The following is a 26494-nucleotide window of genomic DNA, read 5'->3' as shown; positions in this document are numbered from 1 at the left end:
GCAACCGCTCTGCTGAACCGTTGCGCGACGATGACGGCACTGACGTTGATTACGTCAGCGGTGACACTTCAAACAGACCGTGCTCAATGCCCTCTTCGGCGGCGCATTGAATCTGACGGGCTACGGTTTTCATCTCATTTCCCAGCGCACCATTAATTTGGTCGATGGCACCGGCAAACCAGCCCGTGAACATATAGTCAATTTTTCTACCCACCTTGCCGTAGTGATACACAAAGGCTGAGTGGTCGAGCCGAACCCGGGCTTCGCCCGCTTCAAGATCGAGAGATTCGATGCTGAACAACCCCCATCCACGTTGCGACAGGCGCAGCATGTAGTGTTCGAAAACAGCCGCACCACTCAGGCCATGCAATTCAGCCTCTTTTTCACACCAGTGCCAGGCGGATTTGTAGCCGGCCTTATACAATATGTCGGCATACCGCTCGGCACCGATCTCCTCTTCAACCGCCTGATGGTTGTTAATAAAAAAGTGCCGTGGCACATACAGCATGGGCAACGCATCGGTCGTCCAGATGCCGGTATCATCATCGACCGTAATAGGCATTTCAGGTGCGTGTGTCGACATCATTCCCCCCATACATCCGCTAAAACTCGTACCCAGTTCTCACCCATGATCTTCTTAACCAGTTCCGGCGAATAACCGTGGCGTAACAACGCTTCGGTTAAATTGGGGAACTCGCCGACGGTACGAATGCCTTCTGGATTAATGATCTTGCCAAAGCGGGTGAGCTCGCGGGCGTAACCCTTGTCGTGCGTCAGCATGTCGAAGAAATCGGGGCCGTGGCCCTGGGTGAAATCGGTGCCTATGCCCACCTGGTCTTCACCGACGATGTCGACGATGTAGCTGATCGCTTCGACGTAGTCGTCGATGGTGGAGTCGATGCCGTTTTTCAGGAAAGGGGCAAACATGGTGACGCCGACAAAGCCGCCGCGTTCGGCAATAAATCGCAGTTCATCGTCAGATTTGTTGCGCGGGTGTTCTTTCAGACCTGAAGGCAGGCAGTGGGAGTAACAAACCGGCTTGTCGGAGGCGAGAATGACCTCTTCGGAAGTCTTGGCACCCACATGGGATAGGTCACACATGATGCCGACCCGGTTCATCTCGGCCACGACTTCGCGGCCAAAGCCCGACAAGCCGCCATCGCGCTCATAGCAGCCGGTACCGATCAGGTTCTGGGTGTTGTAGCACATTTGTACGACGCCAACGCCGAGGTCTTTGAAGACCTGGATGTAGCCGAGCTTATCTTCAAAGGCATGGGCGTTCTGAAAGCCCATCAGAATGCCGGTGCGGCCTTCGGCTTTGGCGCGGTAGATATCAGCCGTAGTGTAAACCTTGGTAACCAGGTCTGAATTGTCTTCAATCAGCTGGTTCATGGCGACAATGTTGTCGACGGTGTCCTGAAAATTCTCCCAGACAGAGACGGTGCAGTTTGCGGTGGTGATGCCGCCCTTGCGCATGTCTTCGAAGAGTTCACGGTTCCATTTGGCGATGATCAGACCATCGATAATGATCGATTCCTGATGCAAGTCGGCTGCGTTCATGTCGCTCTCCCGGGAGTCAGTAAAATAGCCACAAACTCAGTGTATCCGGGCCCTTCTTACCCAGTGTCACTGGAAGCGACACGGGCAAGCTCAAAATCGGCATGCGCTAATTTATCGACAAAAAAGGAGTGTGAATGGATTTAGGGAACGCAGGTTTCCGCATCGGCACCGTGTAAGCAGCGGATGCCGGTCCGGTCCAATGCCTCTCAGCCGCTGGTAGCCACAGGCTCAGCCAACTCAGGCGCAGGCGCAAACTTTACGGCTCCATAGGTAGGTTCAGACTGGGCTTTGCGCAATGCCGTTAACGAGGTCGTGGGTAACACAGGTGCCGGATTGGTACCTGTGGGGCCCTCGTACTGAGTCAGTGACCAGACAGCAGCGCGCTCTTCCTTGGGGGAGACGCCAATGTACTTGCGATAACACCGGCTGAAGTGCGGCGCAGAAACAAAGCCGCACATGGAGGCGACTTCGATGATGGAGCAGGTGGTTTGCTTGAGCAACTGGCGCGCCCGGTCGAGCCGCAGCTTCAAATAATAGCGCGAGGGGGTGCAATCCAGGTGTTTCAGGAAAAGCCGCTCCAACTGACGACGGGATATGCCGACAAAGCTGGCCAGTTCTTCCAGTTCAATGGGCTCTTCCAGGTTGGCTTCCATCAGTTCGGTGACTTCCGCCAGCTTGGGCTGGGAGGTCGTTAGCTGGCGACGCATAGGGGTGCGTTGCTGTTCGCTGTCGAGCCGTACCCGGTCGCAGAGAAACATGTCGCAAATGGCATTGGTCAGCGCCTTGCCATGCTGGCGCCCGACCAGGCTGATCATCATGTCCATCGGAACCCCGCCACCGGTGCAGGTGAAGCGGTCTCGATCGAGGGTATAGAGGTTGTTGGTGGCGTTAACGCGCGGAAAACGCTCTTGCAGGGCGGCCAGGCATTCCCAGTGGGCACTGCATTTGTAACCGTCGAGCAAGCCGGCACTGGCGAGCACATAAGCCCCGGTACAAACGGCGCCAATCAGTACCTTCTTGTGAGATTGACTGACCAGCCAGCTGACTTCTTTCTGGGTAAAACTGCGGGTAATGTCGACACCGCCGACGACGATAACGATGTCGAAGGTCAGGCCGGCTGAGAACGAGGCGTCCGGTGCAATGCAGATGCCATCGCTGGCCGTTACGGTGTTTCCGTCCTGCGACACCAGCTGCCAGGTGTAGAGTTCGTGGCCCGATAGCTGATTGGCCATGCGCAGGGGTTCAATTGCGGTAGCCAGCGAAACGAGGGTGAAGTTATTGATGAGTAAAAAACCGACCCGGTAAGGTTTGGGCGCCTCACCACTGGTAAATTTCTCGGTGGTTTCAAACATGGACTGGCCCTCCGCCTTTGCCCGCTTTGCTGTAAGACACCCTTACCCGACAGTACTATCCGCCGCCAGCTTCTGCGAGCCAGTCGTCGAACATTGATAGCACTGAGCCAGGCGGCCGTCTGTAGATCACTACGGCACGTATCGGACAATCATCATACGACCGAACCGGGGGCATAAACAGTCTAATAACGTCTTTTTAGGTCTTGTAACGTATCCAAAAACGACGTTTTTGTAAAAGCCCCAACCGGGCAGTCGGGGCTTTGAGACGTACGTCACCCTTCTATGGTCAAATCTGACAGGGGCGTACTGCAACAGGAGAGAATGTAGCCATCGGCCAGGTCTTCATCGGTGATGCCACCGTTGTGCTGTATTTCAACATCGCCGCTCAGTTTTAGTACTTTGCAGGTGCCGCAAATGCCCACACCACAGGCTTTGGGAATGCTCAGCCCCAGCCGGCTGGCGGCGGCGTGCACGGTTTCTTCCGGCGACATCTGAACGCTCATGCCGGAGCCGGTGAATTCGACGGTAAAGGTCTCTTCGTCTTTCTTTTCTTCGGCTTCACGGACGGCCACTTCGGCCTGTTCCAAGGCTTCCTGGGTAACATCCGCAGGCGTCGCCCCGAACGACTCCTCGTGATAAAAGTCCATATCGAAGCCGGCCTCTGCCAGCAGTTGGCGAATGGCTTTCATGTAGGGGGTCGGGCCACAGCAGAAGATGCGCCGCTGCATGAAGTCTGGCACCACCATGTCCATCTTGGCTCTGTCCAGATAGCCTCGATAGCCATTCCAGGCCTGGCCCAGCTCGATGCGCTCGCAAATCACGCTGAGGTTAAAGTTGGTCACCCGGGAGCACATGTGCTCGAGTTCGCGGTGAAAGATGATGTCGCTGGGGGTTCGGGCGCTGTGGACAAAAGCCATGTCGACATCGGCATTGGTGTCGAAATACCAGCGCGCCATCGACATCAGCGGGGTAATGCCGACTCCACCGGACAGAAACAGCATTTTTTCGGCGGTGTGGTCGATGCAGTTGAAATTGCCAACCGGGCCATGCACGGCCAGTTCATCGTGCTGCTTCAGGTTATCGTGCAGCCAGTTCGAGACCCGGCCACCAGGCACCCGCTTGATGGTGATCGAAAAGCTGTAAGGCACCGAGGGAGAGCTGGAAATGGTGTAGGAGCGCAACACCTGCTCGCCTTCAATCTCCAGTTCCAGCGTTACAAACTGCCCTGGCTTGAAGAAAAACATGATCGACTGTTCAGCATTAAAGCAGAAGGTCTTTACATCCCAGGTTTCCTGGATGACCCGAACACAGCGCACCTGATGCCGGCCATTGGCCCAAACCCGGGTGTTGAGCGGGTTGAACGCGGGGGCCGGTTCGCTGGCGTCAACAATTTGCGTCATGATGAGGCATCCTTAATCGGGGTCGGTTTCTATTAGTCCCATTGTTACCAAAACACCCCCTACCCGGTTAACCAAATGCGACATACCGTTGATCAACTCCTCCACCGGCCGGAAAACGAACAAGCAACTCCTGAGCGTCGAATTGACAGCATAAAATGTCGTAATCGGGCAAATGAGGCGGGGCTGCCGTACCGAGAATGATTACACCAATGATCGTTCGACGGTTCGCCTGCCGAATCCACCCTGCTGCCTCAGGAGCTGCACAATGAATGAAACCGACCTGCTCAACCTGACATACTCCTCTATACCCGAGGCTCGACAGGCGATGCGCTCTCTGCTGCAACAGCGTTCTGGTATTGAATCGCTGCCACAGCCGTTCTATAACGACCCGATGATGTTCCGGCTCGATATGGAAAACATCTTCATGAAACAGTGGCTGTTTGTCGGCATGACCTGTGAAGTGCCCGGTAAAGGGGACTACATGACCGTAGACATCGGCCAGAACCCGGTGCTCGTGGTTCGTGACCGGGACGGCGAAGTCCGCGCTTTCCACAACGTGTGCCGGCACCGCGGCTCGCGCCTCTGTACGTCAGCCAAGGGCAAAGTCGCCAACCTCACCTGCCCTTACCACCAGTGGACCTACGACCTGAAAGGCAATCTGATCTACACCGGCGATGCCATGGGCGACACCTTCGATAAAAGCGAGTTTGGTTTGAAACCCGCGCACTGCAAGACTGCCGGCGGGTTCATCTACATCTGCCTGGCTGAGGGCGAGGCACCGCAAATCGACCCCTACCTGGAAACCCTGGCGAACTACATGGAACCGTACGACATGGAAAATGCCAAGGTGGCGGCTGAATCCCAACTTGAAGAAGACGCCAACTGGAAACTGGTGATGGAAAACAACCGGGAGTGCTACCACTGCGCCGGATCTCACCCCGAGTTATTGCGCTCCCTACTCGAATGGGATGACACCAATGACCCACGCGCCACGCCAGAATTCGTTGCACTCTGTGAGCGCCAGGCCAACGCCTGGGATGCTGAAGGCATACCTCACAAACACGTTGAGCACGGCCTGCAAAACCGGCTAGTGCGGATGCCACTGAAAGAGGGCACCCAGGTGATGACCATGGACGGCAAAGCCGGTAGCCAGAAAACCATGGGACGCATTCAAAACCGGGAACTGGGGTCGCTGCGCATTCTGCACCTGCCCAATTCCTGGAATCATATGCAGAGCGACCATGCCGTTGTGTTTCAGGTGCTGCCCGTCAGTGCTCAGAAAACACGGGTGATCACCAAGTGGCTGGTCCACAAAGACGCCGTCGAGGGACAAGACTACGACAAAGAACGCTTGTGCCAGGTCTGGGATGCCACCAACCGCCAGGACAGAACCCTGGCCGAAAATAATCAGCGCGGCGTCAACTCTCTTGCCTACCAACCCGGCCCCTACTCCGAAACCTATGAGTTTGGGGTGATCAATTTTGTGAATTGGTACAGTGCGGAAGTGCTGGCGAATTCGGCCGAGGGTTTGGATGAGGCTGGGGTTTCTGAACTTCGGGTGGGGTAAGTAGCTTCCTAAGAGAGATAAAGCCCTGCCTTGGTTTGCGCTTAGCCAAGTGGTGGCTCCCGGGTAGGCTTGTCCGGGGTAGTCCGCAGCATGGACTAAAACGCCGGGAGCGTTTTAGCATGAGCGCAGCGAGCCCGAAGGGGACTCCCATGGATGGAGTCATATCCTGCGGTCTAGGCTCCATGGATGGATTGAGTGGGCGGCATCCCGCCCGACCCCGGACAAGCCTACCCGGTGGCCAACACGAACTCCTTCCAAAGTACCCAGCCCAAAGAATGTCGCGATTTATCACTGGCGTGTCGTCGTCAAGCACATGACCGCCCCCGCCTCCCCATACCATGCTGTAAAGCCAACCTACCCTGAACAGGCCGGTTCTTGCATCCGGCCCGTAGTGGCGGCAAGGTAACTCACAGTTCGCCTGGTATTCAGGCCATTGGTCGCACCCAAGAGGCACCCAGCATGCAACGATATTCCGGATTCGGTTTGCTCAGGCACGCCATGAGCCACCACGAAAACTGGCAGCGCGTTTGGCGTAATCCCAAACCCAAAAAACAGTACGACGTCATCATCGTCGGTGGTGGCGGCCATGGTTTGGCTACGGCCTACTACCTGGCCAAAGTTCACAACATCACCAACGTCGCCGTCATCGAAAAAGGCTATCTGGGCGGTGGCAACACCGCGCGGAACACCACCATCGTGCGCTCGAACTACCTCTGGGACGAATCGGCCCTGCTGTACGAGCATGCCATGAAACTCTGGGAAGGCCTGTCGCAAGACCTGAACTACAACGTCATGTTCTCTCAGCGCGGCGTACTGAACCTGGGCCACACCCTGCAGGACATGCGCGACATTGAGCGTCGGGTGAATGCCAACCGTCTAAACGGCATCGACAGCGTTGCGCTCGATACCCAGGGCGTGCAGGAAATCGTACCGATCATGGATTGCACGACCAGCCGTCGCTACCCGATTCTCGGTGCCTCCTGGCAACCTCGCGCCGGGGTTGCCCGGCACGATGCCGTTGCCTGGGGTTATGCCCGCGCCGCCGATGCACTGGGTGTCGACCTGATTCAACAGTGCGAAGTCACCGATATTCTGACCGAAGATGGCGCAGCCACCGGCGTAATGACCAAAGAATACGGCGCCATCAAAGGCGACCGCATCGGCTGTGTGGTGGCTGGTAACTCCGGTGTGCTGGCAAAAATGGCCGGCTTTCGGTTGCCGATTGAATCGCACCCGCTGCAGGCGTTGGTCTCCGAACCGATTCGGCCCATTCTGGACACCGTGGTCATGTCGAACCAGGTGCATGGCTACATTTCCCAGTCGGACAAAGGCGACCTGGTTATCGGCGCCGGTATCGACGGCTACAACGGCTATGGCCAGCGCGGCTCCTACAGCACCATTGAGCATACCCTGCAAGCCATTGTCGAACTCTTCCCCATTTTCAGCCGGGTGCGCATGAACCGGCAATGGGGTGGCATTGTCGATACCACACCGGATGCCTGTCCGATCATTTCCGACACTCCGGTTGAGAACCTGTTTTTCAACTGCGGTTGGGGTACTGGCGGATTCAAGGCAACACCCGGCTCCGGTCATGTATTTGCACAAACGCTCGCCAAAGGCAAAGCCAGCGAACTGGCCAAACCTTTTTCAATGTTCCGGTTCCACACCGGTGCCCTTGTTGATGAACACGGCGCGGCCGGTGTTGCACACTAACCGGCCACAGTAAGGAGCCTGCTGTATGTTTCGGATTTATTGCCCCTATTGTGGCGAACTGCGCGAAGAAGAAGAGTTTCACCCGAAAGGCCCGGCGCACCTTGCCCGCCCAGCCGACCCGGATAACTGCACCGACGAGCAATGGGGCGACTTCCTGTATTTTCGGGATAACCCCCGCGGCCTGCACAACGAACTCTGGGTACATGCACTGGGTTGTCGCAAGTTTTTCAACGTGACCCGCGATACCCAAACCTATTTGATTAAAGGCTCTTACCGGTTGGGTGAATCACCCGACCAGGCGCGAACTTCGGGGGATCAGGCATGAGGCAAACCAATCGACTGGCCGACGGCGGACGCATTGATCGCAGTAAGCCATTGACGTTCAGTTTTAACGGACGCCAATACACAGGATACGAGGGCGACTCCCTCTCTTCCGCCCTGATCGCCAACGGCGTCAATGTCATTGGCCGCAGCTTCAAGTACGGCCGCCCTCGTGGCATTGTTGCCGCCGGTGCCGACGAACCCAATGCCATTGTCCAACTGGGAGCCACCGAAGCCACCCAGGTGCCCAATGTTCGGGCGACGCAGCAACCTCTGTTCGACGGACTGGTCAGTCAGCCTACCAGTGGCTGGCCGAACCTGAAATTTGATCTTCTGGGCTTCAGTGGCCAGTTGTTCGGCCGTGCCCTGCCGCCCGGGTTTTACTACAAGACCTTTATGTTTCCGCAAACGGCCTGGAAGTTTTACGAAAAACACATCCGTAAGGCAGCGGGCCTGGGGCGTTCACCGACAGAACCCGATGTCGACGAATACGATCACCTGAATCAGCACACCGATGTGTTGGTTGTGGGTGCAGGCCCTGCTGGCCTTTCTGCGGCTCTCACGGCAGCCCGAAGCGGTGCCCAGGTTATACTGGCCGACGAACAGGCTGAAATGGGCGGCTCCCTGCTCAGCAGCCGCAGCCGGATCAACGGCGCAGAGGCCAGCCAGTGGGTCGCGGATACCCTGCAGGTACTGGCCGGTATGGACAACGTATTACTGCTGCCCAATGCAACGGTAAACGGCTACCACGATCACAACTTTCTGACCATTCATGAACGCCGGACCGACCACCTGGGTGACCGGGCGCCCGAGCACCAGACGCGCCAGCGCATGCATCGCGTGCGAGCAGACTGGGTCGTACTGGCCACCGGCGCCCACGAGCGTCCCCTGGTGTACGCCAACAACGATCTGCCCGGCTGCATGCTGGCCTCTGCTGTATCCACCTACATCCGTCGCTATGCGGTCATTCCCGGCCACAGTCTGGTGGCGATGACCACCAACGACGCCGGTTACCAGGCCGCCTTCGACTGGCAGGATGCAGGCCGCAAGGTCGTGGCACTGGTCGACACCCGCCAGGCGCCTACTGGCGATTGCGTAGAAGAAGCCCGTCGCCGTGGCATTCGCTTGCTGACCGGTCACGCTGTGATAGAAGCCAAAGGCAGCACCCGCGTGAGCGCAGCCCGGGTCGCGCCGCTGTCGGAAGACGGCCAACACCTGACCGGCCCGGCCGAGAAACTGGCGTGCGATACCATTGCCAGCTCCGGCGGCTGGAGTCCGGCGGTGCATTTGTCTTGCCACACGGGCGGACGCCCGGTCTGGAATGACGACGTGATCGGCTTTGTACCCGGTGAGACCTTGCATCGCCAATCCATCGCGGGCGCCATTGCCGGTACCTTTGATCTGGCGGGCTGCCTCGAACAGGGGGCTCAGCAGGGTGCCGAGGCGGCCAGGCAAGCTGGCTATGAAGCAAAACCCGCGTCGCTGCCCACGGTAGAAGAACCCGCTACCGGAAAGGCCATGGCTCTGTTTTGCATTCCGCATGAACAGCGCATCAGCCGCGCGCCAAAGCAGTTTGTCGATTTCCAGAACGACGTGACCGCCGCTGCCATTGAGCTGGCCACCCGCGAGGGTTTCGAATCGATCGAGCACGTTAAACGTTACACAGCGCTCGGCTTCGGGACAGACCAGGGCAAACTGGGCAACATTAACGGCATGGCCATCGCCGCCAAGTCGATGAATAAAACCATTGCCGAAACCGGCACCACTATTTTTCGCCCGAACTACACACCGGTCACCTTTGGGGCTATTGCCGGTCGCCATTGCGATGCCCTGTTCGACCCCGAACGCCACACTGCCATGCACGACTGGCATGTGCGCCATGGCGCCCTGTTTGAAAACGTCGGCCAGTGGAAACGCCCCTGGTATTACGCGAAACCCGGCGAAACCATGCAGCAGTCGCTCGACCGTGAATGCCTGGCCACGCGCAACGGTGTTGGCATTCTCGACGCCTCAACCCTGGGCAAGATCGACATTCAGGGCAAGGATGCGCGAGAGTTCATCGGCCGGGTATACACCAACGCCTGGGCCAAACTCGCAGTCGGTAAATGCCGCTATGGGTTGATGTGCGGTGAAGATGGCATGGTGTTCGACGATGGGGTTACTTCTTGCCTCGGCGAAAACCATTTCCTGATGACCACCACCACGGGGGGTGCCGCTCATGTTCTGGAATGGCTGGAATTGTATCACCAGACCGAATGGCCGGAGCTTGAGGTGTACATGAACACCGTCACCGACCATTGGGCCACCATGACCATCGCCGGGCCCGACAGTCGCAAACTGCTGGCTGAACTGACCGACGACATCGATCTCGATAAAGACAGCTTCAAGTTTATGGACTGGCGCCAGGGCACGGTAGCCGGCGTACCGGCCCGGGTGTTTCGCATCTCCTTTACCGGTGAACTGTCGTACGAGATCAACGTGCCGGCCAACTATGGCCTGCACGTCTGGGAGGCGCTGTTTGAAAAAGGTGAGCGCTACAACCTCACGCCCTACGGTACCGAAACCATGCACATCTTGCGTGCCGAAAAAGGCTTCATCATTGCCGGCCAGGATACCGATGGTTCCATGCACCCCTACGACCTCGGTCTGGACTGGGCTGTGAAAGAAGACAAGCCGTACAGCTTTATCGGCAAACGCGGCATGAAGCGGGAAGATTGCCTGCGCCAGGACCGCAAACAACTGGTCGGCCTTAAAACCAAAGACCCGTCCATTGTGTTGCCCGAAGGCGCTCAGGCAGTGGACGACCCGAAGCAGCCGGTTCCGATGACCATGCTTGGCCATGTAACCTCAAGTTACTACAGTGCCAACCTCGGCCGCAGCATTGCCATGGGCGTGATTCGCGGCGGCCATCAGCGCAACGGCGAAACCGTTTATTATCCATTGTCCGACGGCCGGGTGGTCGAAGCGGAAATCACCAGCACCCTCTTCCTCGACCCCAAAGGAGAGCGCCAGAATGTCTGAACTGCAAACCGACACCCGGGTTTCAATCATGAACCAGATGCCTGAAGCCAACGTCACTGCCTGCAGTGCCCTGTATTTTAGCCAGGCGGCCACGCAACCTGTTTTCGGGCCTGGTCAGGCCCAGGTGTTTCTCTGGGAAGACGCCCTGCGCGGCCAGTTAGTTATTCGTGGCGATGCGAGCAATGCCGACTTTACCAAGGGCGTCAGCAGCGCACTGGACCTGGCCCTACCGGGCCGACTGAGCAGCAGCGTTTCCGCTACCATGGCCCTGCTCTGGATAGCACCGGATGAGTGGCTGTTGCTGTGCGATCTGGAGCAAGCCTTCGCCATTGAAACCCGATTGCGCGATGCACTGACGGGACACTATGCCGTCATCAACGTCAGCGGTGGTCAAACACAAATTCGCCTGGCGGGGTCTGCTGCCGCGCGTGTGCTGCAAAAAAGCATACCGTATGCCGTCAGCGACGCTCATTTTCCAGTCGGCAAAGTGGTTACCACGGCGTTGTCCAAAACTCAGGCAACGGTGCGTCGCATCGACAGTACAGACTGGGAGCTAACGGTACGTCGCAGCTTTGCCGACTACGCCTGGCGCTGGTTAACCGATGCCAGCCGTGAATACGGTCTGCATTTGGGCCAACCCGAACACGACGAGAACTGACCATGGCCGTTACCGAGAAACGCTGGATACTCACTGCCCAGTGCCCCAGCACACTGGGCACGGTTGATGTGGTGACACGCAGCCTGGCAGAAACCGAAAACTACATCGTCACGATGAATTCGTTCGATGATCGTGAAACCAGTCTGTTCAGTATTCGAGTGGAATTCCGCCCATTAAAAAGCGAAGATTCCCTGCAACGGTTTCGCGACCTCTTTACCCAGCGCGCCAACCACTTTCAGATGGACTGGGAGCTGACCGCGCCGGATCACAAAACCCGGGTCGCCATTCTGGTATCCCGTTACGATCATTGCCTGAACGACTTGCTTTACCGTTACCGAACCGGCGAACTGGCCATCGAAATCCCGGTGATTATTTCCAATCACCCGGATCTCGAATCACTCGCGCAGTGGCACAAGATTCCCTATTACCACCTGCCCATCACACCGGAAACCAAACCGGAACAGGAAGCGCAGATCTGGGAACTGATTCAGCAATACCAGTGCGAACTGGTTGTGCTCGCCCGCTACATGCAAGTGCTGTCGTCCGACATGTCGAAGAAACTCGACGGCTGGGCGATCAACATCCACCACTCTCTCCTGCCAGGGTTCAAGGGCGCCAAACCCTACCACCAGGCCTGGGAAAAAGGCGTCAAGCTGGTGGGCGCCACCGCCCATTACGTGAACGACGACCTCGACGAAGGCCCCATTATCAGCCAGGGCGTTCAGGCGGTAGACCATAACCACTACCCGGAAGACCTGATTGCCCGCGGTCAGGATATTGAAAGCCAGACGCTGGCCAATGCGGTGCGGTATCACACCGAGAAACGGGTGTTTTTGAATGGAAATAGAACGGTGGTATTTAAAGACTAGGAAGCCTTTACAAGAATAATCAGACAACCGGACATTTTTCCGGTTGTCTGATGTCAGAAAGGATCAATAAGCAGGATTTATGGACAAACCCCTGACACAAAATAGCCTTCACTCACTTCACTGACCCAGGCATAAGAGCCAGACACGCCACCTAGCGAATCGTTTCCGCCCTGAGTGTAGTATCCCATCTGATAATAGGCGCGATCTGCTGAATCATGTGAGAGGTTAGTCGCATACCACTGCTGGCACTCAAACTCGCTCGGGGGTGGGTCTTGCGGGCTGGTTGTGTTGCACACCGCGGGCGGCTGGCTATACCACTGGCCTGGCTCGCCTTCGGTTAGGGCAACACTGCCCCAGCTGTCCCAGGCAAAACCGATGTCGGCCTGATCACCATTGCTCATTGCACGCAAATTGTAATCGCCTCCGGCGAGGGCACGGTTCGCGGTGATATGGGCTCGGGGTGAGTCGGTTGCTACCGCACAGGTTTCGTCAGGCTGATTCGGATCGTACACCTCGACGGTTCGCGTCGTAACGGTGGTTTCACTGGCACTGTTGGTGGCCGAATAGGTACAGTAGTACTGGCCCGCTTCGCTGGTATCAACATCACATTCGCTGTTGACCGCCAGGGTACCGTCGACAGCATCGGTCGCCGATGCTCCGGGGTCCGTGAAGCTGGTATTCAGCGCTACTTCCAGCGGGTTGTCACCGTTCAGGGTAATAACTGGTTTGTTGATCGGGTCACTGCCATCGCGCGGGTGGCGGTTAAAGAAGTCCCAGATGATGTCCGGGTATTCCGGTCCGGCGCGCACCGCCCAGCGACCTTCATTGCCGTCTTCACCGCCGATCCAGTAGTGGCCTTTGTCGGTATCGCTGCTGTTGGCTGTCGCCCGCGGGCCATCGAAGAAAATGGTCTCAACCAGAGAGCGGGCACTGGGCTGACCATCCTGGGTGTAGGTTTTGTGTTCGCAACTGTGGTTGTTTTGATAAAACGGTGCACAAGCACGGGTGTCGGTCAGTGCTTGCTGGGGTGACTGAGCCGCACTGTCGGCAAAGGCCAGTAAGTGCGCATCACGGATGATTTGCCCGGCCGGTTGCACCACGGTGCAGTCGCGGTTGTTTTGCAACACCATCATCGGGATGGGGTAGTCGTTGTTCAGCTCGCGCGACATGTCGTCGGCTACCCGGCCTGGCGAGTGAAAGGTCGCACTGCCCGGACAATTGCTGAATGACACCGAAGCGGCGTCTTCACCGTAAGCCAGACCCGAGGCTGACGCAGCCGCTGCCCAGTATTCGTTATGGGTAACTGCTGCCACAACCGTCATCGCACCACCCGATGACAAACCGGTGATGTAGCGCCGGTTGGCGTCGATGTTGAAATCCTGCTCGACTTGCAAGCCAATCTGGTGCAGGTCTTCAGCTTCACCACCACCCTGGTGTCTGTGTTCTTCGAACCAGAAACCCCAGCAATTTTCGTTGCGCAGGCCGGTGTAACTGGTGATAAAGGGCGTAACCAGCACAAAGCCGAAACGGTCGGCAGCAGCCTTCATGCCCCAGTCGTTCAGTACATCCTGTTCGGTTTGCTGGCAGCCATGCAGCGTCATCACCATGGGCAGGTCACCACTGTAACCAGAGGGAACATAGACCCGGTAATTTCGAGCCTGAGAAGCGTTGTAGTTTTGCTTGGGGAGCTGAAAGCTGTATTCCGTGCCCGCTGTTGCCAGGCCTGGCAGCAACGCAAAACACAACCACGCCACGACCAGAGCGCAGCTTTGTCGAATGAAAGTCATCGAGTTGTCCTCACCTTATTGTTATTTTATCGAACCTGGGGTGAACATCCCTATTCGGTGCAGGCGGACAACATGGAGTACTTCACCACCGCCTGCCTGATACCTGAATTAGCATTCAGGTTGGCATCACGGTACGCTGTGCAAAAATCGATCAACATCCTTCATTAGGAGGATGTTGATCGTGCTGACGCATTCGGTTCTGAATGGTTCACTGGCAGATTCAATCGTATCTGTTACATTTGCCAGCAACCTCTAGAGGGTGACAAAAATGTCTTCAACAGCCGTTCAACCCGAAGAATTCACATCGGTTTTCTCTGCCTTAAAAGCTCTGCTGGTACCCTACGCCGGTTCAACGACGGTCAGTACCGATACAGAGACTGAGTATTATCTGAACAGTCGTTATATACAGAAAAACAAAAAGCCCCTGTTTTTCGCGGCGGTGCAGATCAAGAAAAACTACGTCAGCTTTCACCTGATGCCGGTTTATGTTGAGCCGACACTGCTGGCAACGATGAGTGACGAGTTGAAGCAACGGATGCAGGGAAAATCCTGTTTCAATTTCACCCGAACCGAACCAGCTCTTTTTCGCGAACTGGCGCTGCTGACAAAGGCAGGTTATGAACACTACCAACAGAAAGGCCTGCTTGCCGACAATGGGTTTCTAAAGCAGTTATCAGCTCCGGCGCAGCGGGCGCTGGCGCAAGCAGGTGTTCAGGCTCCCGAAGATCTGGAGAGGTTTTCCCAGAAGGAGTTACTGGCTTTTCACGGAGTCGGGCCGAGCGCCATCCCGCTCCTCCTGTCGTCTTTAGAGGCCCGGGGTTTGAGTTTTAAAGCGGATTAACGGAAATCAGTGAAGGCCATTGGCTTCGCGTGCAAGGATGGTCTCGGCATCAAGGCTAGCGATGGCTACGTCGTCTCTTGCCGGTATGTCGCCGGAGAGTTGCAACGCCAGATAGCGCAGTGCACAGACGCGCAGGAAAGATGTGAAGTTCCCCAAGTCGTGACCGGCATCGATGGATTCGTGGTACAAACGGGTAATCATCTGCGCCCGATTCATTTCATCGCGCTGGGCTATTTGTTCCAGTATTTGCCAGAAATAATTCTCCAGCCGAACGCTGGTGACCATGCCGTCGATGCGTAATGAATGAGTGGTGCTAACCCAGAGGTCGGGGTCGGCTTTGATGAACAATTTACACATGGGTCAGCCCTCTGTGACGAATCGAGCCGTGCGAAATACCGGTCGTTTATTATAACCAGGGTTCAATGCATCAGCCCGATTCTGCTGCTCTGATACTCAGTGTTTATCCAGTACGGCCATAAACTGCATCAGCCAGGCCGGATGGGCAGGCCAGGCGGGGGCAGTGACCAGGTTGCCGTCGGTTACCGCATCGGTCACGTCGATGTCCGCATAGTCAGCTCCGCTGGCCTCTACTTCAGGCCGGCACGCCGGATAAGCCGAACAATGGCGACCGCGCAGAACACCGGCAGCAGCAAGCAACTGTGCGCCGTGGCAGATGGCGGCGACGGGTTTATTGGCATCGAAAAAGTGCTTCACCATCGCCAATACGTCTTTGTTCAGGCGCAGGTATTCGGGTGCTCGCCCGCCGGGAACGACCAGAGCATCGTAGTCCTCGACTTTTATCTCGTCAAAACTGGCGTTGAGGGCGAAGCGGTGCCCGGGCTTTTCGCTGTAGGTCTGGTCGCCTTCAAAGTCATGGATTGCCGTGGCTACGCTGTCGCCAGCGGCCTTTTCGGGGCACACAGCGTCGACTTGGTGGCCGACGGCCAGCAACGTCTGGAAGGGGACCATCGTTTCGTAATCTTCGGTGTAGTCACCGGTGATCATCAGAATGCGTTTTTTAGACATATCGGCTCTCCTGTTCTTGTTATTCTTGTTATAAAGCGTGTTGTAGGGAGTGTTGTATATCGTCGCTTACAGCGCCTTTCAGAAATGCGCGTCTGAAAAGAACGGCGAATGAAACCAGATTATCAATATCCGGCAAACAGGGGGTATTAGGTGGTTAATACAGTACTTTTCGCTTCAACCGGCAACGCAGTGACCCTGACAGGGAACACACTGAACGTCCGTTCGTGATAAATTGACGTACCGTTCAACCGAATTGCATTACCTCAACGAGATTGGGAGACACCAATGACACACGCTATCCGCATTCACACCCCGGGCGAGCCCGATGCCCTGCAGTGGGATGAGATAACCCTGCCTGAACCGGCCAAGGGCCAGGTGCGCCTGAAACAGACGGCCGTTGGCCTGAACTACATTGATGTTTATATGCGCACCGGCCTGTACCCACAGCCGAGCTATCCGGCGGTGCTGGGTATGGAGGCTGCGGGTGTGGTTGAAGCCGTAGGTGAAGGTGTGACGGACCTGGCCGTGGGTGACCGTGTCGCCTACCCAATGAACGTTGGCGCCTATGCAGAAGCCCGCCTGATCGATGCCGACAAGCTGATCAAACTGCCCGATTCCATTGAAGACACTACCGCTGCAGCAATGATGCTCAAGGGCCTGACCGCCCATTACCTGTTGTTCCGCACCTACCCGGTCAAAGCCGGCGACACCATTCTGGTCTATGCAGCGGTGGGGGGCGTGGGCCTCATTCTGACGCAGTGGGCCAAACACCTTGGCGCAACGGTCATCGGCTGTGTCGGCGGCGAGGCCAAGGCCAAAATGGCGCTGGATAATGGCTGCGACCATGTGATCGATTACAACAAGGAAGACATCGCCCAGCGCGTGCGTGACCTGACCAACGGTGAAGGTGTGGCCGTTGCCTATGATTCCATCGGCAAGGAAACCTTTATGGCCTCGCTGGATTCACTGCGTCCCTTTGGCGTGCTGGCATCGTACGGCAACGCTACCGGCCCGGTAGACCCGTTCAGCCCCGGTATCCTGGCGCCCAAGGGCTCCCTGTACGTAACCCGGCCGACGCTGGCAACGCACATTGCTACCCGGGAGTTGCTGGTTGAAGGTGCTGAGCGCCTGCTGGATGTGGTCAGCAAGGGCATCGTCAAGATTCAGGTAAACCAGACCTACGCTCTGAAAGACACCGCTCAGGCACACCGGGATCTGGAAGCCCGTAAAACCACCGGCTCAACGGTTTTGCTGCCTTAAGTCAGCTGATTAATTTTCCGGGTGCGCAGCGCGGTGCCGCGCATCCAGATAATCGGGCATTTTACCCTCATCTTCGTAGCAGGGTTCGCCGTCTTCGACGCGAATCACTTTGGAACCCGGCACATAGGGAATGCTGGATTCTACCTCTGCCAATGCAGCGTGAATCAAATCGGTCATGATTGACTCGACAGGCTGGTCATATACTTCGGCCAGGGCCTGTAGCCGCTCCAGATCCTTTTTAGCTACCGCAACGGGCACTGTCACGTGCTCCCGCTTTTGCTGACGCTGCTCTTCCCACTGCTCGAGAATCTGACCGAAATGCCGGTTCGACATGATTACCTCCTGCCATTGAGAATGAACTGCCCTGTCAGTCTAGCAGGCTAAGCGGAACCGGGGGCACACTAGTGCCCTGTAACAGACCAAATGCCCCCGCTCCTGTGTTCATTAGCCTGTACGATTATTCAAAGACGGGAATCAGATCGGCCAATGCCCGTTCACGAATCAGAGCAGCAGCGTTTTGAATATCCGGGGCGAAATAGCGATCTTTATCGTAGAACGGCACCCGGCTGCGCAGGGCTGCCTTCGCTTGCTCCAAGGTGTCGCTGGTGTGTCTCGGCGCCCGGAAGTCCAGCCCCTGGGCCGAAGCCAGCCATTCGATGGCCAGAATGCCCTCGACGTTTTCGTAAATATCGGCGAGTCGCCGACCGGCGAACGTTGCCATCGAGACATGGTCTTCCTGGTTGGCCGAGGTTGGCAGCGAGTCCACCGAGGCCGGGTGCGCCAGGGTTTTGTTTTCACTGGCCAGGGCCGCGGCGGTTACCTGTGCGATCATGAAGCCGGAATTCACGCCGCCGTTGTCGACCAGAAATGGCGGTAAACCGCTCAGGGTGGAGTCGATCAGCAAGGCCATGCGTCGTTCCGACAAAGCACCGATTTCCGACAACACGATGGCCAGCATATCGGCCGTCATGGCCACCGGTTCGGCGTGGAAGTTACCGCCGGAAATGATGTCACCATCGTCAAACACCAGTGGGTTATCGGAGACGCCGTTGGCTTCGGTCAGCAATACCTGGGCGGCAAACTGCCACTGCTGAAGGCAGGCGCCCATTACCTGGGGCTGGCAGCGCAATGAATAGGGGTCCTGCACTTTCTCGCAATCGGCGTGGCTGTGCTCGATGTCGGACTCGCCCAGAATTTCCCGATACCGGCGCGCCATTTCAATTTGCGGCGCGTGGCCACGGGCAAGATGAATGCGTTCATCGAATGGCTTGCGCGAGCCCATCGCCGCTTCCAGCGACATCGAGCCGATTAGGGTGGCCGATGCCAGGGCCACTTCGGTGTTAAACAGCCCTTCCAATGCAAAGGCGGTGGACGCCTGGGTGCCGTTCAACAGCGCCAGGCCTTCCTTCGGAGCCAGAGTCACTGGCGACAGACCCAGCTCTTTCAGCAAGTCACCAGCGGCCCAGCGCTCGCCCTGCCAAAAAGCTTCGCCCTCGCCTAACAAAACGGCGCTCATATGGGCCAGCGGTGCCAAGTCACCCGATGCACCCACAGAGCCTTTTTGTGGGATCGCCGGGCTGACACCGCGATTGACCAGCTCGACCAGGAATTCGACCACTTCCGGCCGAATGCCGGAATAACCGCGTGCCAGTGAATTGATTTTCAGCACCATCATCAACCGCACTGTGCGTTCGGTCATGAACTGGCCGATGCCCGCGGCATGTGACAACACGATGCTGTGTTGCAGGGTTTCCAGCTCGGCCGGTTCAATACGGGTGTTGGCCAGCAAGCCAAAGCCGGTGTTGATGCCATAAACAGTGCGGCCTTCGGCAACTACGGCCGCAACGGTCGCAGCTGAGGCTTCCATACGGGCGTAGCACGTTGGATCCAGCTTGAGCGTCACCGGTGTCTGGAAGACCTGGCGCAGGTCATCCAGGGTTAGGGTTCCCGGGGTCAGGTTCAGGGTGTGACTCATGATTGCGGCTCCCTGGTAATCATGGGCAGGTCGAGATGATTGTCATGGGCACAGTCTATCGCACTCTCATAACCGGCATCGGCATGGCGCATAACCCCCGTCGCCGGGTCGTTGTGCAGCACCCGGCCTATGCGTTTGGCGGCAGCATCGGTGCCATCGCAAACAATCACGACGCCAGCGTGCTGGCTGAAGCCCATGCCAACCCCGCCGCCATGATGCAGGCTCACCCAGGTGGCACCGCCAGCGGTATTCAACAAGGCGTTCAGCAGGGGCCAGTCTGATACCGCATCGGAGCCATCTTGCATGGCTTCGGTTTCGCGGTTCGGTGAGGCGACTGAGCCTGAATCCAGATGGTCACGCCCAATCACCACCGGTGCTTTCAGTTCGCCGTTTTTGACCATGTCGTTGAACGCCAGGCCCAGCCGCGCCCGGTCTTTCAGACCCACCCAGCAGATGCGGGCAGGCAACCCCTGAAAGCTGATGCGTTCGCGTGCCATATCGAGCCAGTTGTGCAGGTGTTTGTGGTCTGGCAGCAGTTCTTTGACCTTGGCGTCGGTCTTGTAGATATCTTCCGGGTCGCCGCTGAGTGCGACCCAGCGGAACGGGCCGATGCCTTCACAGAACAGCGGCCGAATGTAGGCTGGTACAAAGCCGGGGAAGTCGAAGGCGTTATCGACGCCCATGTCCTGCGCCATCTGACGGATGTTGTTGCCGTAATCGAAAGTGGGAATGCCCTGGGCTTTGAACGCCAGCATGGCACGAACGTGTTCGGCCATCGATCGTTTGGCGGCCTGCACCACCGCTTCCGGTTCGCTTTCGGCTTTGGCCTGATATTCTTCCCAGGTCCAGCCCTGGGGCAGGTAGCCGTGCAACGGGTCGTGGGCGCTGGTCTGGTCGGTGACCATATCAGGGCGGATGCCGCGCTTGATCATTTCGGGCAAGACGTCGGCCGCATTGGCACACAGACCAATGGAAACAGCTTTGCCTTCACCGGTGTAGCGGTCAATCCGCGCGAGGGCATCATCCAGATCGGTAGCCTGTTCATCCAGATAACGAGTGCGCAGCCGAAAGTCGATGCGGCTTTGCTGGCATTCGATATTCAGTGAGCAGGCACCGGCCATACTGGCGGCCAGTGGCTGGGCGCCACCCATGCCGCCGAGACCGGCGGTGAGAATCCAGCGGCCTTTGAGTTCGCCATCGTAATGTTGGCGGCCGGCTTCAACGAAGGTTTCATAAGTGCCCTGAACAATGCCCTGGGAGCCAATGTAGATCCAGGAGCCGGCCGTCATTTGGCCATACATCATCAGGCCTTTTTTATCGAGCTCGTTGAAGTGTTCCCAGTTGGCCCAGTGGGGCACCAGATTGGAGTTGGCGATCAGTACCCGTGGCGCGTCGGCATGGGTCTTAAACACACCCACCGGTTTACCGCTTTGCACCAGCAGGGTTTCGTCGTCTTCGAGCCGCTGCAGCACCTCAACAATTTTGTCGTAACAGGCCCAGTTGCGAGCCGCGCGACCGATACCGCCATACACCACCAGCGATTCGGGGTTTTCGGCAACATCCGGATCAAGGTTATTCATCAACATCCGTAAGGGGGCTTCGGTGAGCCAGCTCTTGGCGGTCAGTGTAGTGCCAGTGGCGGCACGAATAACACGGCCGGTATCCGTTCTATTCTGGTCAGTCATCTGAGTATTCCTCTGTGGTTATTGTTTGTTTTGTGGGGTAACCCGTGCCAGGCACCGGGTATGCCTAACCGGGGCCGGCGTAAACCCTTCCATGGGGCCTAGACCGCAGCATCCTTGCTGCAGACTTCCCCGGTTAGGCATACCCGGCACCCGGCACTCAACTGGGTGGGAGCCTCCAAATCTAAGTTATAAAAGTGTTTTCTCCCCGTTATAAACCCGTTGCAGCAACCGGTTTGACTGAATGCTGTATGCCAACTCGGCCGGGTGTTCGATCTGCCAATGGCAAAACGTGGCAGCACGACCTTCGGCCAGGGTGCCGTGGGTGTCGCTTAAGCCGAGTGCCTGGGCGGCGTTTTTGGTGACGCCATGCAGGGCTTCAGCCGGGGTTAGGCGAAACAGGGTACAGGCCATATTGAGCATTAATGTGAGCTGGAAGATGGGCGATGAACCCGGGTTGGCGTCGGTCGCGACGGCCATGGGAATACCCGCCTCACGCAGCTTTTCGATGGGTGGCACTTGCGTATCGCGCAGGGTGTAAAACGCGCCGGGTAACAGAGTAGCGACGGTGCCTGAATGTTTAATGGCCTGAATACCAGCGTCATCAAGCCATTCAATATGGTCGACGGATAACGCCTTATAGCGAGCACAGAGTTCACTGCCGTGTTGATTCGACAATTGCTCCACGTGGCCTTTTACCGGTAAGTCGTACTTGTGCGCCGTTTGAAAAACCCGTTCGCATTGTTCGATGGTGAAAGCGATGTCTTCACAGAACACGTCAACGGCATCGATCAGGTTTTCTTCGGCCAGAGCCGGAATCATCTGGTCACACACCAGTGTGATGTAATCATCTGCCCTGCCCTTGTATTCGGGCGGTAAGGCGTGTGCGCCCAAAAAGGTGGTGACGATATCGACGGGTAATGCCTGGCCCAGTCGGCGTGCAACGCGCAGCATTTTGCGTTCGTGTTCGAGGCTGAGGCCGTAGCCGGATTTGATTTCGACGGTGGTTACGCCATCGGCCATCAGTGTTTCGAGCCGGGGTTTGGCGCTGGCGAACAGTTCATCTTCACTGGCGGCTCGGGTGGCGTTGACGGTGCTGAGAATGCCGCCGCCCTGAGCGGCGATGTCGGCGTAGCTGACGCCTTCGAGCCGTTGTTCGAATTCGCTGGCGCGGTTGCCGCCAAAGACGAGGTGGGTGTGGCAATCGATCAGCCCAGGGGTGACAACGCCGCCCCGCCCTGCGACTGGCCAATCGTTTTCCCACTCGGCGGGTTGCTGGTGGCAGGGCACCAGATGCTTGATACGCCCGTCGGCGACCACCAGAGTCATGGGTTCCTCATGAGTGCGAGTACCGTCGAACAGTGTGACGCCAACCCAGAGTTGGGGTTGGCCGTGGGTGATTGATGTCCCGGTCATGGGGTTAGGCCCCTGTCGTTGTCATTTGTATATACATTTGATCGAAATGGCTTGGAAGTCAACCGGTTAAATGTAAAAAACCGTGAATTTAAGCTTAGCGCCGCTTATAACAATGAGTTACAAAACTCAGGAGTTCATAGGGATTGACAGCCTTGCCATCATTTGTATATACATTAAAAGGCTAGACATCACATAACACAGACAATAATTACAGATGCGAGGTTTCCCATGACTCAGTCCACCCTCAGCCAGGAGCGCGCCTCCTGGCAACTGGCTCTAAAACTCATTGTGCCCAGCCTGCTCGGGCTCTTTATCTTTTTTACCCCCATTACGCTGGGTGACACCCGCACCATTCCGCTGGATCACATCGTGAATGCGTTGCGATCGCTGCTCGGCCCCGGTGCTGCCTGGTATGCGCTGGCGATGATCGTAGCCGGTGCAATCTATCCGCTCGTCACCGGTCAGTGGCGTCGCAATAAAACCGAGCGCGTGTTTACCGTGCTTAAAGTTCTGGGTGTCGCGGCGGCATTAATGGCCGTGACAGGCTGGGGCCCTGCGCTGCTGCATGAACCGGATATGCTGCCGTTTCTGTTTAATAAACTGGTGATTTCTGTTGGCCTGATTGTGCCTGTGGGTGCTGTATTTTTGTCGTTGCTGATTGGCTACGGGCTGATGCAGTTGGTTGGCGTGTTGTTTCAGCCGCTGATGCGGCCTTTGTGGAAAACACCCGGCCGCTCAGCAATTGATGCGGTGGCGTCTTTTGTGGGCAGCTACTCCATCGGCTTGCTGATCACCAACCGGGTGTACACCGCTGGCCAATACTCTGCAAAGGAAGCGGCCATTATTGCGACTGGCTTTTCAACGGTATCGGCCACCTTCATGATCATTGTCGCCCGTACACTGGATCTCATGAGTCTGTGGAATCTGTATTTCTGGCTGAGCCTGCTGATCACCTTCGCCGTTACCGCCATTACCGTGCGCTTGCCGCCGCTGCGGGCTATGGACAACCACAGTAATTACCCGGAACCCGAAGTAGCCAAGGGCAAGCGGCTGAGCACGGCCTGGCAGGCAGGTTTGGCGGGTGCGGGCGAAGCACCGCCGGTGTGGCAAGGGGTGGCGACCAATGTTCGCGAAGGCCTGGTGATGGCGATCAGTATTCTGCCGTCCATTATGTCTGTTGGTTTAATCGGTTTGCTGCTGGCCAATCACACGCCGCTGTTCGATTGGATCGGGCTGTTGTTTTACCCCTTTGCCGCGATTTGGGGTTTGCCTGAAGCGATGGATCTGGCCAAGGCGGCCGCTGCCGGTTTGGCTGAAATGTTTCTGCCTGCGTTGCTGATGGTGAATGCTGACTTACCGGCACGCTTCGCCGCTGGGGTGGTTTCGGTGTCTGCCGTGTTGTTTTTCTCGGCGTCCATTCCCTGCATTCTGTCGACCAAGATTCCGCTGACCGTGGGCCGCATTGTGGTGGTCTGGTTTATACGGGTAGCATTGAGTTTGTTGCTGGCCGTACCCGCCGGGTATCTGGCAGCATGGCTTGCTGGCTAATGGTTCAGTTGGGGGTTCGTCTCTGGGCGCTGCGCAGTTTGTAGCGGTCGCCCGGGAAGATCAGCCGGGCGTAGCTGATCAGATGCTCGCCCGACCAGGTGCGCCGAGTCATGCACAGACAGGGTTGTCCGGTATCGGTTTCCAGCCAGTCTGCGGTCTGGGCATCCGGCAGCATGGCCTCGACAACGTGTTCGAGATCGGTAATCGGGCAGCGGGCGACGAGAATTTCGTTGGGCGTGTGCTGGCTGAAGTCGGTTTCAAGATAATCCGGCACCCAGCGCGGGTTGACGAAACGGTCTTCGAGTTGAATCGGGCGGTCGTTATCGAGGTGGATCAGCACACTGTGAAAAACCTCGGCGCCCATGCGCACGCCCAGTTTGAGCGCGGTTTCGTCATCGGCGGCAACGGCTTCGCAGCGCAGCACCCGGTTGCTGTACTGATGGCCGCGCTGGCGCACTTCGTCGGCAATGTTGTTGACATCGTTCAGAGGCGATTCGGCTTTCTGATCGGTCACAAAGGTTCCAAGACCGGCCTGACGCACCAGGTAACCTTCCTGAACGAGGTCGCGAATGGCCTTGTTGGCCGTCATGCGGCTAACACCGAAACTTTGAGCTAACTTTTCTTCGGGAGGAATTTGATGGTCCGGTGCAAATTCACCGCTGCGAATCCGGGTCATCAGATACTCTTTGATTTGCAGATAGCGGGGCTGGCGTGAACTCACAGTCGGGGTACTCGGGTGGTGAAGGACAGCAACCGGGTGTCGCTGGCAGTGACCGCATGGTGAAACAGCGCTTCAGGCAGGTCAAGTTCGAACCGACATCAAAGGCATTGAGTGATCGTACATTCGCGAACCAACAGGAGAAGCCCATGTGGCAACCCTTTGACAAAGCACCCTGGCATGGCCGTATCGACCCCGATGTGGGGCCACGCAGCCAGCGCTGGCACCAACGCATTGCTGAACCAGTGGCCGAGGTGCCCGGCACCTGCCTGATTAGCTTCGCCAGTGACCGTGGTGTGCAGTTGAACCAGGGCCGCACGGGGGCGGCTGAAGGCCCAAACGCCCTGCGCTCGGCATTGGCCAGTCTGGCGGCCCATTCTGATCGCGCCTTGTATGACGATGGCACTGTGCACTGTGCCGATGAGGATTTGCCAGCAAGCCAGATCGCGTTTGGTGACCGGGTGGCAGCCCGGTTGCAAGAGGGCCACTTTGTCATCGGCCTGGGCGGTGGCCATGAAATTGGCTACGCAAGTTATACCGGGCTGCGACAGTGGCTAGACCAGAACGACCCCGATGCGCGGTTGGGTATTCTAAATTTTGATGCCCATTTTGATTTGCGCGAACCCGCGCCCGACGCCACCTCGGGCACACCGTTTTACCAGATAGCACAGGATTGTAAGCAGCGCGATCAACCATTCCACTACGCCTGCATCGGCATCAGTGAAGCAGTCAACACCCCGCGGCTGTTCGACACCGCCGAAGATCTGGGCGTTCACTACCTGCGCGACCTGAACTGTACCGACGTACACGCCACGCCCTTTATCAGGCGGTTTATTGGCGAGCTGGATTATCTGTATGTGACAGTGTGCCTCGACGTGCTACCTGCAGGATATGCCCCCGGCGTCAGTGCCCCGGCGGCAGTTGGCATTTCTCCGACCTTCCTGTTGAATTGCCTGACAGAAGTGCAACGGTGCTGCCAGTTTGCCAGTTGCCAGTGGCTAATGGCCGATATCGCAGAGCTGAACCCGGGTTACGATCAGGATAACCGCACCGCCAAACTTGCGGCGCGTCTGGTATGGGAAATGGATGCCCTGCAAACACCGGGGCGGATCAGTGTTTAACCCAGAACCGTATCCAGCCAGCGTTGAGCCAACCAACGGTGACCCAATACGCCGGGATGAACGCCATCGTAGGCCCACAAAACTGGCTGAGTAGCGCTGCCTGCTTCAAAGTCGGCCTGCACGGGCATCCACAGAGCGTCGTATTTCTGCGCTATTGAGCGCTGGCCTGCTTGCAACTCGGCCAGCAGCGGCCACCAGACTTCGGTGACGGCACTGCCCGGTATGGCAAAGGGTTCGACCACAATCAATTGGCGGGTGAGCGGTTTCAGGCGTTCTATTAATGCCTGAACATCGGCCAGGTTGGTTGCAATCTGATGGGGTTGATTCTCTTCAAACGGGTGCCAGATGTCGTTGATGCCGATCATGACGGTAATAAAGTCGTATCCGCCCTGCTTGACCGGCTGCCAGCCTTCCTGATCCAGCAGCTCGCCTATTTCACAACCGGAATACCCCCGATTCCAGACCTGGGCCTCTGGGTTCTGTGCCAGCCACTCGGTAGCCACCCTATGCACCCAGCCGGTTCCCAGCGCCTCAGGCCGATTGGGTTGACGAATGCTTCTATCCCGGTCGCAATCGGTGACTGAATCACCCAGAAACAGCAGTCGGGAGCGGTTGTTCACCATCTTTGAAGTCCTCGGTCAAAGTGTTTGTGGAAGCCT

23 protein-coding genes are annotated in these 26494 nt (G+C 57.2%); 10 read left to right on the top strand and 13 right to left on the bottom strand.

What is annotated here, in order from left to right; all coding sequences use genetic code 11:
- Positions 1 to 49: 49 nt before the first annotated feature.
- The 4 genes from ACHUE7_RS12705 to ACHUE7_RS12690 all read right to left on the bottom strand — a co-directional run bounded on the left by ACHUE7_RS12705 (position 50) and on the right by ACHUE7_RS12690 (position 4312).
- Positions 50 to 583: a DUF5943 domain-containing protein gene (locus ACHUE7_RS12705; RefSeq protein ID WP_394170596.1), complete on the bottom strand. Its 534-nt coding sequence runs from the start codon at positions 581 to 583 to the stop codon at positions 50 to 52.
- Positions 583 to 1560 (bottom strand): dipeptidase, encoded by a 978-nt coding sequence (locus ACHUE7_RS12700; RefSeq protein WP_394170297.1) that lies wholly within the window; start codon positions 1558 to 1560, stop codon positions 583 to 585. Before ACHUE7_RS12700 ends, ACHUE7_RS12705 begins: the two co-directional genes overlap by 1 nt.
- 206 nt (positions 1561 to 1766) lie before the next feature.
- Positions 1767 to 2912, bottom strand: coding sequence for a choline metabolism transcriptional regulator GbdR (gene gbdR, locus ACHUE7_RS12695; RefSeq protein ID WP_394170296.1), 1146 nt, complete (start codon positions 2910 to 2912; stop codon positions 1767 to 1769).
- A gap of 272 nt (positions 2913 to 3184) precedes the next feature.
- The gene (locus ACHUE7_RS12690; RefSeq protein ID WP_394170295.1) at positions 3185 to 4312 is read right to left on the bottom strand and encodes an FAD-binding oxidoreductase; all 1128 of its coding nucleotides are present in this window, start codon (positions 4310 to 4312) and stop codon (positions 3185 to 3187) included.
- A gap of 265 nt (positions 4313 to 4577) precedes the next feature.
- On the opposite strand from ACHUE7_RS12690, the gene ACHUE7_RS12685 reads away from it, so the two are divergent.
- The 6 genes from ACHUE7_RS12685 to purU all read left to right on the top strand — a co-directional run bounded on the left by ACHUE7_RS12685 (position 4578) and on the right by purU (position 12461).
- Positions 4578 to 5879 (top strand): aromatic ring-hydroxylating oxygenase subunit alpha, encoded by a 1302-nt coding sequence (locus ACHUE7_RS12685; RefSeq protein WP_394170294.1) that lies wholly within the window; start codon positions 4578 to 4580, stop codon positions 5877 to 5879.
- Positions 5880 to 6338: 459 nt separating this feature from the next.
- Positions 6339 to 7592, top strand: a complete 1254-nt coding sequence (locus ACHUE7_RS12680; protein ID WP_127555859.1) for a sarcosine oxidase subunit beta family protein — start codon at positions 6339 to 6341, stop codon at positions 7590 to 7592.
- A gap of 25 nt (positions 7593 to 7617) precedes the next feature.
- Positions 7618 to 7917, top strand: a complete 300-nt coding sequence (locus tag ACHUE7_RS12675; RefSeq protein WP_127555860.1) for a sarcosine oxidase subunit delta — start codon at positions 7618 to 7620, stop codon at positions 7915 to 7917.
- The gene (locus ACHUE7_RS12670; protein WP_394170293.1) at positions 7914 to 10934 is read left to right on the top strand and encodes a sarcosine oxidase subunit alpha; all 3021 of its coding nucleotides are present in this window, start codon (positions 7914 to 7916) and stop codon (positions 10932 to 10934) included. The genes ACHUE7_RS12675 and ACHUE7_RS12670 overlap by 4 nt, the downstream gene beginning before the upstream one ends.
- Positions 10927 to 11592 (top strand): sarcosine oxidase subunit gamma, encoded by a 666-nt coding sequence (locus ACHUE7_RS12665; protein ID WP_394170292.1) that lies wholly within the window; start codon positions 10927 to 10929, stop codon positions 11590 to 11592. Before ACHUE7_RS12670 ends, ACHUE7_RS12665 begins: the two co-directional genes overlap by 8 nt.
- 2 nt (positions 11593 to 11594) lie before the next feature.
- Positions 11595 to 12461, top strand: a complete 867-nt coding sequence (gene purU / locus ACHUE7_RS12660; protein WP_394170291.1) for a formyltetrahydrofolate deformylase — start codon at positions 11595 to 11597, stop codon at positions 12459 to 12461.
- Positions 12462 to 12538: 77 nt separating this feature from the next.
- On the opposite strand, the gene ACHUE7_RS12655 is transcribed toward purU, so the two are convergent.
- Positions 12539 to 14248, bottom strand: coding sequence for an extracellular catalytic domain type 1 short-chain-length polyhydroxyalkanoate depolymerase (locus ACHUE7_RS12655; RefSeq protein ID WP_394170290.1), 1710 nt, complete (start codon positions 14246 to 14248; stop codon positions 12539 to 12541).
- Positions 14249 to 14516: 268 nt separating this feature from the next.
- Between ACHUE7_RS12655 and ACHUE7_RS12650 the strand changes: the two genes are divergently transcribed.
- Entirely contained in the window at positions 14517 to 15089 is a 573-nt protein-coding gene (locus ACHUE7_RS12650) for a helix-hairpin-helix domain-containing protein (RefSeq protein ID WP_394170289.1), read from the top strand.
- A gap of 6 nt (positions 15090 to 15095) precedes the next feature.
- On the opposite strand, the gene ACHUE7_RS12645 is transcribed toward ACHUE7_RS12650, so the two are convergent.
- A complete protein-coding gene (locus tag ACHUE7_RS12645) occupies positions 15096 to 15446 on the bottom strand; it encodes a ribbon-helix-helix domain-containing protein (protein ID WP_394170288.1) in 351 nt (116 codons plus the stop codon).
- Between the two features lie 96 nt (positions 15447 to 15542).
- Complete coding sequence (locus tag ACHUE7_RS12640) at positions 15543 to 16115, bottom strand: DJ-1/PfpI family protein (protein WP_394170287.1); 573 nt, start codon at positions 16113 to 16115, stop codon at positions 15543 to 15545.
- Positions 16116 to 16400: 285 nt separating this feature from the next.
- Here ACHUE7_RS12640 and ACHUE7_RS12635 point away from each other — a divergent pair, with 285 nt between their 5' ends.
- A complete protein-coding gene (locus ACHUE7_RS12635; RefSeq protein ID WP_394170286.1) occupies positions 16401 to 17375 on the top strand; it encodes a quinone oxidoreductase family protein in 975 nt (324 codons plus the stop codon).
- Between the two features lie 9 nt (positions 17376 to 17384).
- On the opposite strand, the gene ACHUE7_RS12630 is transcribed toward ACHUE7_RS12635, so the two are convergent.
- The 4 genes from ACHUE7_RS12630 to hutI form a co-directional block, all read right to left on the bottom strand.
- Positions 17385 to 17708, bottom strand: a complete 324-nt coding sequence (locus ACHUE7_RS12630) for a hypothetical protein (RefSeq protein ID WP_394170285.1) — start codon at positions 17706 to 17708, stop codon at positions 17385 to 17387.
- A gap of 124 nt (positions 17709 to 17832) precedes the next feature.
- Positions 17833 to 19350, bottom strand: coding sequence for a histidine ammonia-lyase (gene hutH / locus ACHUE7_RS12625; RefSeq protein ID WP_394170284.1), 1518 nt, complete (start codon positions 19348 to 19350; stop codon positions 17833 to 17835).
- Positions 19347 to 21035, bottom strand: a complete 1689-nt coding sequence (hutU, locus tag ACHUE7_RS12620) for a urocanate hydratase (RefSeq protein WP_394170283.1) — start codon at positions 21033 to 21035, stop codon at positions 19347 to 19349. The genes hutH and hutU overlap by 4 nt, the downstream gene beginning before the upstream one ends.
- A 186-nt stretch (positions 21036 to 21221) precedes the next feature.
- Complete coding sequence (gene hutI, locus ACHUE7_RS12615; RefSeq protein WP_394170282.1) at positions 21222 to 22448, bottom strand: imidazolonepropionase; 1227 nt, start codon at positions 22446 to 22448, stop codon at positions 21222 to 21224.
- Between the two features lie 228 nt (positions 22449 to 22676).
- On the opposite strand from hutI, the gene ACHUE7_RS12610 reads away from it, so the two are divergent.
- Complete coding sequence (locus ACHUE7_RS12610; protein WP_394170281.1) at positions 22677 to 23996, top strand: YjiH family protein; 1320 nt, start codon at positions 22677 to 22679, stop codon at positions 23994 to 23996.
- A 4-nt stretch (positions 23997 to 24000) separates the two neighbouring features.
- On the opposite strand, the gene hutC is transcribed toward ACHUE7_RS12610, so the two are convergent.
- Positions 24001 to 24717: a histidine utilization repressor gene (gene hutC, locus ACHUE7_RS12605; protein WP_394170280.1), complete on the bottom strand. Its 717-nt coding sequence runs from the start codon at positions 24715 to 24717 to the stop codon at positions 24001 to 24003.
- Between the two features lie 146 nt (positions 24718 to 24863).
- Between hutC and hutG the strand changes: the two genes are divergently transcribed.
- A complete protein-coding gene (hutG, locus tag ACHUE7_RS12600; protein ID WP_394170279.1) occupies positions 24864 to 25835 on the top strand; it encodes a formimidoylglutamase in 972 nt (323 codons plus the stop codon).
- Here hutG and ACHUE7_RS12595 read toward each other — a convergent pair.
- The gene (locus ACHUE7_RS12595; protein WP_394170278.1) at positions 25832 to 26458 is read right to left on the bottom strand and encodes a GDSL-type esterase/lipase family protein; all 627 of its coding nucleotides are present in this window, start codon (positions 26456 to 26458) and stop codon (positions 25832 to 25834) included. The two genes, hutG and ACHUE7_RS12595, sit on opposite strands and share 4 nt — an antisense overlap.
- Between the last annotated feature and the right edge of the window lie 36 nt (positions 26459 to 26494).

This window comes from Saccharospirillum alexandrii (assembly GCF_043641555.1).
Classification (GTDB): Bacteria; Pseudomonadota; Gammaproteobacteria; order Pseudomonadales; family Natronospirillaceae; genus Saccharospirillum; species Saccharospirillum alexandrii_A.
The sequence above is the reverse complement of the archived record's forward strand: the minus strand, read 5'-3'. Positions and strand labels throughout refer to the sequence as shown.

What these genes read in the sequence shown, in the direction of transcription:
- ACHUE7_RS12630 (WP_394170285.1), bottom strand. Translation starts at nt 17,708, where the DNA reads ATGTCGAACCGGCATTTCGGTCAGATTCTCGAGCAGTGGGAAGAGCAG.
- purU (WP_394170291.1), top strand. Translation starts at nt 11,595, where the DNA reads ATGGCCGTTACCGAGAAACGCTGGATACTCACTGCCCAGTGCCCCAGC.
- ACHUE7_RS12635 (WP_394170286.1), top strand. Translation starts at nt 16,401, where the DNA reads ATGACACACGCTATCCGCATTCACACCCCGGGCGAGCCCGATGCCCTG.
- ACHUE7_RS12665 (WP_394170292.1), top strand. Translation starts at nt 10,927, where the DNA reads ATGTCTGAACTGCAAACCGACACCCGGGTTTCAATCATGAACCAGATG.
- hutI (WP_394170282.1), bottom strand. Translation starts at nt 22,448, where the DNA reads ATGACCGGGACATCAATCACCCACGGCCAACCCCAACTCTGGGTTGGC.
- ACHUE7_RS12645 (WP_394170288.1), bottom strand. Translation starts at nt 15,446, where the DNA reads ATGTGTAAATTGTTCATCAAAGCCGACCCCGACCTCTGGGTTAGCACC.
- ACHUE7_RS12595 (WP_394170278.1), bottom strand. Translation starts at nt 26,458, where the DNA reads ATGGTGAACAACCGCTCCCGACTGCTGTTTCTGGGTGATTCAGTCACC.
- ACHUE7_RS12650 (WP_394170289.1), top strand. Translation starts at nt 14,517, where the DNA reads ATGTCTTCAACAGCCGTTCAACCCGAAGAATTCACATCGGTTTTCTCT.
- ACHUE7_RS12690 (WP_394170295.1), bottom strand. Translation starts at nt 4,312, where the DNA reads ATGACGCAAATTGTTGACGCCAGCGAACCGGCCCCCGCGTTCAACCCG.
- ACHUE7_RS12610 (WP_394170281.1), top strand. Translation starts at nt 22,677, where the DNA reads ATGACTCAGTCCACCCTCAGCCAGGAGCGCGCCTCCTGGCAACTGGCT.
- hutU (WP_394170283.1), bottom strand. Translation starts at nt 21,035, where the DNA reads ATGACTGACCAGAATAGAACGGATACCGGCCGTGTTATTCGTGCCGCC.
- ACHUE7_RS12670 (WP_394170293.1), top strand. Translation starts at nt 7,914, where the DNA reads ATGAGGCAAACCAATCGACTGGCCGACGGCGGACGCATTGATCGCAGT.
- ACHUE7_RS12705 (WP_394170596.1), bottom strand. Translation starts at nt 583, where the DNA reads ATGTCGACACACGCACCTGAAATGCCTATTACGGTCGATGATGATACC.
- ACHUE7_RS12640 (WP_394170287.1), bottom strand. Translation starts at nt 16,115, where the DNA reads ATGTCTAAAAAACGCATTCTGATGATCACCGGTGACTACACCGAAGAT.
- gbdR (WP_394170296.1), bottom strand. Translation starts at nt 2,912, where the DNA reads ATGTTTGAAACCACCGAGAAATTTACCAGTGGTGAGGCGCCCAAACCT.
- ACHUE7_RS12700 (WP_394170297.1), bottom strand. Translation starts at nt 1,560, where the DNA reads ATGAACGCAGCCGACTTGCATCAGGAATCGATCATTATCGATGGTCTG.
- ACHUE7_RS12680 (WP_127555859.1), top strand. Translation starts at nt 6,339, where the DNA reads ATGCAACGATATTCCGGATTCGGTTTGCTCAGGCACGCCATGAGCCAC.
- ACHUE7_RS12685 (WP_394170294.1), top strand. Translation starts at nt 4,578, where the DNA reads ATGAATGAAACCGACCTGCTCAACCTGACATACTCCTCTATACCCGAG.
- hutG (WP_394170279.1), top strand. Translation starts at nt 24,864, where the DNA reads ATGTGGCAACCCTTTGACAAAGCACCCTGGCATGGCCGTATCGACCCC.
- ACHUE7_RS12675 (WP_127555860.1), top strand. Translation starts at nt 7,618, where the DNA reads ATGTTTCGGATTTATTGCCCCTATTGTGGCGAACTGCGCGAAGAAGAA.
- ACHUE7_RS12655 (WP_394170290.1), bottom strand. Translation starts at nt 14,248, where the DNA reads ATGACTTTCATTCGACAAAGCTGCGCTCTGGTCGTGGCGTGGTTGTGT.
- hutH (WP_394170284.1), bottom strand. Translation starts at nt 19,350, where the DNA reads ATGAGTCACACCCTGAACCTGACCCCGGGAACCCTAACCCTGGATGAC.